This is a genomic window from Actinomadura sp. HBU206391 (assembly GCF_014323665.1).
Classification (GTDB): Bacteria; Actinomycetota; Actinomycetes; order Streptosporangiales; family Streptosporangiaceae; genus Actinomadura_C.
The window spans coordinates 1-5,520 of the sequence record NZ_JABVEB010000321.1; the positions used below are offsets into that span (position 1 = coordinate 1).

Below are 5,520 nucleotides of genomic sequence, written 5' to 3' on the forward strand. Positions count from 1 at the left end.
CGTGAGGAGCACGACGTGCTGCGCGGCCAAGTGCTGAAGTTCGGCGCCAGCGAGCACCACGGCAACGAGCTGGTGAGCTTCCTGCCGCGTCCGGAGCTGACCGCCGCCGACGTCGTGCTGCCCGACGGGCGGCTGCGCGCGATCGAGGCGCACGTCGTCGGGATCGCCGAGCACGCTCGGCAGCTCCTGGCGGCCGGGCAGCACCTCAAGCGCGGCCTGCTGCTGCACGGGCCGCCCGGCACGGGCAAGACCCACACCGTCCGCTACCTGATGAGCCGCCTCACCGATTCCACCGTGATCCAGCTGACCGGCCCGGCGATGCGGTTCCTGGACACGGCCGTGGCCCTCGCACGCCGTCTCAACCCCTCCGTCGTCATCGTCGAGGACGTCGACCTGGTCGCCGAGGACCGCGAGATCACCGATGGCGGCAACCCGCTGCTGTTCTCGCTCCTGGACGCCATGGACGGGGTGGCGGGCGATGCCGACGTGGTGTTCATGCTGACGACCAACCGGGTCCGGGCCCTGGAACGCGCGCTCGCCGAACGTCCCGGCCGGGTCGACCTAGCCGTCGAGATCCCCCGGCCCGACTCCGAGGGGCGGCTGCGGCTGCTCCGCCTGTACGGGCAGGAGCTGCGCCTGGAGGCCGACCTGGCCGCAGTGGCCGCCCGTACCGAGGGCGTGACCGCGTCGTTCGTCAAGGAGCTGGTACGGCGCGCGGTGCTGGTGGCGTTGCGCGAGGGCCCGTCCGTCGAGGTCCTCACGGACGCTCACTTCGGTGTGGCTCTGGAGGAGATGTTCGACCAGGCCCAGTCGCTGACCCGGGGTCTCCTGGGCGCCGCCTCCGATCCCTCCGGCTCCGGTCCTTCCGATGGCATCGAGGAGGATGTCGCCGACAACCGATAGGACAGATCCCTCGACTTGCGAAAGGAATATAGGCGGTCGGGGTTGTCGCCGCAGGCCGACAGCATGGTCGGGAGGTGAGGGGGAACGCCGCCGTGATCGCCACCTGGTACCTCACCCCCGCAAGATCACCGGCCTGTTCACAGAGAGCGAATCCAGCGGTCGATCGATCCGTTGCCGACAATTTGTGGCCGATATCGCACCGTGAGCGCCATGCAGGGCGTGAACGACACGGTCTCATGTCTATCCGGCGGATACCCGTACGCTGCATTCCAGGTCGGTGAGGTAGACCTGGGAGCGATCGTTCGGGTCGAGAAGCAGCGGGCCGCCGTTCTGGCGCACCGTGCCGAAGTCCACGGGCCGTCCGTCCGCAGCGTCGCTCAGCACGAGATCGCATGGACCACTGCCGTTGAAGTCCAGAACACTCACGGAAGCGCGGCCCGTGGCATGGAAGGCGTCGGTGTCACCCGTGCCGTATTCCTGGACGAAGGGCAGCACGGCCTTCCCATGGCCAGGACGCTGGATCACGAGGCAGTTCGAGTCGTTGGCGTCCCACCGGAAATTGCCCGTGTCGTGCATCTGGAACGACTTCGTACCGTAGCCCTCTAGTACCTTTTTTCGCCCGTGCCAGTGTTCGTCACGGTGACGCTGCAGCCGCTGTCGTCGCTCATCCTGTCGATGATGACGAGCCGCCACGGGGATGTCGCTGAGAACGCGGCGCCTGCCGGGTGTCTCGGTTTCGCGGGCGGGTCGCTGCGGTTGAGGATCAGCAGGCCGACCGCCGTTCCGGCGACGGCGAGGGTCATCGCCGCCCCGGCGTAGATCAGGCGACGGTACCGTGGCCGTCCCATCCGGGTGGGCCTGCGAACCGGTGCCGCCTCCCCTGCCGGCTCTGCCGAGCTGTCGGCGGCAGGCTCGACGTCCGGCCGTGGAGGTTCCTCAGGTCGTAGAGATGTCAAGGACGACTGAGGCTGCGGGGGGATGAGATCGACGTCGATGGTGACGACGGATTGGCCTGCGGGTCCCTTCACGTCGACACTTCCGCGGAGCAGGCGGCGTGCCCGGTCGGCGTAGCGGCGAGCGCCGACCGCGGTGAACACCGTCAAGCTGCTCTGCGCCGCGATGACGGCTTCATCCCGGCGCTTTGGCGGAGCGGCAAGCGACCACTGCAGCCGGCACCTCGCGACGTCGAACGGCATCGCAAGCGTTGTGAACCGCTCTGTGGCACGGCCCAGTTCGCGCAGCGCTGTCATCTGGTCGCCCCGCGTGCCGTGGACCAGGCCCATGAGTTCCTTGGCCAGTGCCGCCGGGTACAGCGCCCGTGGTCCGAACTGCTTGAGCCGGTCGGCTGTGCCGAGCGCGGCGTCGAGCCCGCCTGCGGCGATTTGAGTTCCGCCGAGCACAGCCAGGCTGAACGCCGGCGATATCAGCCAGTTCGTGGCCAGGTCGGCGGCTGCGGCGACGGCCTGGTCCGGATCTCCGCGCTCCCGCGCGACCTGGGCTTCTATGGTCTGGATCAGGGTGACCATCCGGCGGTCCGCGGGCCGAGGGCCGAGGGCTGTACGTGCTTCTGTCAAGCAGGCTGCCGCCTCGGCGATATCGCCGCGGAACGTGAACACGAGAGCCTGTCCGATCAGACCGGCGACGGCGGCACGGACGCTGCTTACCCGGTGCCCGAGCGCGAGGAGTTCGATGGCGCCGCGTTGCGCCTGCTCCCAGTCGCCGCCGTGGAAGTCGACCAGCACGAGCAGGAGCCGAGACGCCATCTCCAGCGGCGGTACCCCAAAGGTGCGGGCCACCTGCAATGCATACAGCCCCCGGCGACGTGCGGGTTCGGGTCCGTCGAGCATGAGCTCGACCATTGTCAGGGGCCGGTGTATTTGTTCTATCAGGGCCGGGTCCGCCAGCCGTTCCGCGATGGTCAAGGCGCGCAGGTAGGTCTGGTGAGCTTGTGAAGCAGGGCCTTCCCGAAGTTGGGCGTCGCCGTCGATCATGTCCGCCACGGCGATGGTCCGCAGCGAACCCGCGCGCTGCCCGGCCGCTCGTAGCCGGCCCACCTCGGCGCGTACGGTGGGGAGATCGCCGAGCCGGAGCACCAGCCGAGCGTGGGTCTCGCGCAGGCCGAGTCCGAGGTCCGGTCCGGTTACCGGAAGCGCTGCGAAGCCCTCGGCCAGCAGTTCCTGTGCCCGCTCGAACCGGCCCTGATCCCACACTGCGAACGCGAGCCGCTGGTGCAGCCGCGCCACCGCCGTATGGTCCCCCGACTGCCGGTACGCCTCCAGCGCCTCTTCCCACGCTGCGACCGCGGCGTCGAGGCGACCGGCTGTCTGCTGCGCGTCGCCGAGGCGCTCCAGTAGCGCCGAGGTCCCGTCATTATGTGCCAGCACCGTGGCATGTGATCGGGCCGCCTCCAGATAACCCGCGGCGTCCTTGCCCGCCAGTACGTCGAGCGCCCGCTCGCCTGCGCGGGTGAGCACCTCCAGCGCACGCTCGGCCCCGACCTGGTCGTGTGCGTCACGATAGTGCGGGGCGAGCAGCGCAAGGTCTTCGCCCTCGTCGCTCCAACGCGGCCGCGACGTCGGCATGTCGGCGGCGGACCGCCTCTGGCAGCTCGGCATAGATCACCTCGGCGTACACCGGGTGAGCAGTGCGGTAGACCAGGGCCTGTCCGTCGCTCACCTCGAACACCAAGTCGAGATCACGCAGCTTGCGCAGCTGGCTGACAAGGTCCTCCTCCCCGGTGCCCGCCACCTCGCAGAGCACCGGCAACATCGCCGCGTCACCGGCGACCACGACGAGTTCCAGAAGGTTCCGCTGCTCACCGGTCGCGCGCCGCAGCTGGCCATGGACCAGGTCGCGGACGAGGATCGGGACGAGTCCCCCCGCGCTTCGCCCGAGGATCCAGGCGCCGCCGCTGCGGAACAGGCCACCGCTGCGTACGAGCTCGCTGACCCAGCGTGGTCGTTATCAGGGGGCTGCCTGCGGCCCGCGCTGCCAGCAACTCCACCAATGCGGGCGGAGGCTCGCCGCCCAGAACGGCCCGGGCAGGCGATCGGATCGCCTCCGGCGCCAGGCCGCCAAGCCGCAACTCCTCGGCAAGCCCTGCCCGACGCAGATCCTGAACCAGTGCCTGCAGCGCCGGCTGCCTGGCGGCCTCGCCGCTGCGGTAGGCGTCGAGTATCAGGATCGGGTGCCCGCTGACGCCCCGCGCCACATAGTGCAGCAGTTCGGCCGTGGCAGTGTCCGCCCAGTGCAGATCGTCCATGGCGAGTACCACTGGTGCCCGCTCAGCCATTCGGGCGAGCAGCCGCGCCACCGCCTCGAACAGCCTGGTGCGCTCCAGTGCCGGATCGCCCAGCGGCTCCGTCGGCGGCAAATGCAGATCCGTGAAGAGCCGCCCCAGATCCGCCAGCCCATCCAGCAGCCGGACCCGCTGGCCTGGTGCCAGAGCACGCAGATACGGCCCGAGCGCTTCCAGGATCGGCGCGTACGCCAAGCCCCGGCCCAGGACCCGCGCACCGCCCCGCAACATGACGAAACCGCGGTCCCCTGCCAGCGCAGTTGCTTCCTCTAAGAGCCGGGACTTTCCGATCCCCGCCGGGCCGGCGAGCAGGAGCATGCGGCCTTGCCCGCCGGCCACCCGATCCACAACCGCACGGACGCGGGTGAGTTCGGCGGAACGCCCCACCAGGGGGGCGTCGGTCGGGCCGCGTTCCGCAGCACCTGCCATTCGCGCCCTCCCGATCACCCCCGAAGCGGGCTTCTCGCCTTCTATCGTCTCCGGAATGCCGAACCCGGTGGCATGTCGCGGCGGGGAGGACGGGACGGTGGCGGTCACGACGCACGCTCCACGGTGCCGGCCGTCCCGTCGACCGTGACCAGCTCGGCGTCATGCAGCAGCCGGGTCGCGCACCCGGTGGCCACGGTGGCCGGTACCCGATACTCGCGGGCGATGATCGCCGGGTGGGAGAGCAGACCACCGGTGTCGGTGACCAGCGCGCCGATGCTCGGGAACAGCACGGACCACACCGGAGAGGTGATCGGGCAGACCAGTACGTCGCCGGGGCGGATCTTCCCGAACTCATCCTCGTCCTTGACGATTCGCACGGGCCCGGTGTAGCGCCCGGCGGAAACCCCGATGCCTCGCAGCCGCTCACCGTCCCGCGGGCCGTCGGTTGGCGCCTGAGAGCCGAGGACGAGGTCCACGTACCACAGCAACGCTTTCATGGCGAACCGCGCCTCGGCAGGCAGCGGGTCGAACGACGGCGGCGGGCCGGGGTCCCTGCCGTATGAGGGCGGCCCAGGGTGGGCGAGCACCCAGGCTCGTTCGCCCTTGCGCCGCACGACCAGGTCGCGCTGGTCGTCGCCGGAGCGCAGCGCAACGCGAACCTCCGCGGGTTCCAGGAAGAACACATCGTCGCGGTGGCCGATCTGGCCGCGGCGGGCAAGCCGCCGGCCACTCTCCAGAGCGGCCAGTCGTACCAGCGCGAGCGGCCCGCTGATGGTGACGAACTCATTGTCCTCGCGGACCGGGTAGGCGCGCCGGGCGAGGGTGAGCGCTCGCTCGAAGCGCCGCCGATCAGCGGCCGGGCGAGCCGTCAGCCTGCTGCGGGCCTCGCG

6 protein-coding genes are annotated in these 5,520 nt (G+C 70.2%); 1 reads left to right on the forward strand and 5 read right to left on the reverse strand.

Annotated features, from left to right (window positions below; genetic code table 11):
* The coding region (locus HKK72_RS35320; RefSeq protein ID WP_187238755.1) for an AAA family ATPase at positions 1-903 on the forward strand (903 nt) is incomplete at its 5' end.
* Positions 904-1,143: 240 nt separating this feature from the next.
* Here HKK72_RS35320 and HKK72_RS35325 read toward each other — a convergent pair.
* The 5 genes from HKK72_RS35325 to HKK72_RS35345 form a co-directional block, all read right to left on the reverse strand.
* The gene (locus HKK72_RS35325; protein ID WP_187238756.1) at positions 1,144-1,479 is read right to left on the reverse strand and encodes a hypothetical protein; all 336 of its coding nucleotides are present in this window, start codon (positions 1,477-1,479) and stop codon (positions 1,144-1,146) included.
* 26 nt (positions 1,480-1,505) lie between these two features.
* Positions 1,506-3,485, reverse strand: coding sequence for a tetratricopeptide repeat protein (locus HKK72_RS35330; RefSeq protein WP_187238757.1), 1,980 nt, complete (start codon positions 3,483-3,485; stop codon positions 1,506-1,508).
* Complete coding sequence (locus HKK72_RS35335; RefSeq protein ID WP_187238758.1) at positions 3,415-3,693, reverse strand: hypothetical protein; 279 nt, start codon at positions 3,691-3,693, stop codon at positions 3,415-3,417. Before HKK72_RS35335 ends, HKK72_RS35330 begins: the two co-directional genes overlap by 71 nt.
* 25 nt (positions 3,694-3,718) lie before the next feature.
* A complete protein-coding gene (locus HKK72_RS35340; protein ID WP_187238759.1) occupies positions 3,719-4,630 on the reverse strand; it encodes an ATP-binding protein in 912 nt (303 codons plus the stop codon).
* A 104-nt stretch (positions 4,631-4,734) separates the two neighbouring features.
* Positions 4,735-5,520 (reverse strand): PEP-utilizing enzyme (locus HKK72_RS35345; protein ID WP_261987511.1); only part of this gene is annotated, 786 nt, incomplete at its 5' end.

Excerpts from the sequence above, each read along its gene's own strand:
- HKK72_RS35340 (WP_187238759.1), bottom strand. The coding sequence starts at position 4,630 with ATGGCAGGTGCTGCGGAACGCGGCCCGACCGACGCCCCCCTGGTGGGG.
- HKK72_RS35330 (WP_187238757.1), bottom strand. The coding sequence starts at position 3,485 with ATGCCGACGTCGCGGCCGCGTTGGAGCGACGAGGGCGAAGACCTTGCG.
- HKK72_RS35325 (WP_187238756.1), bottom strand. The coding sequence starts at position 1,479 with ATGCACGACACGGGCAATTTCCGGTGGGACGCCAACGACTCGAACTGC.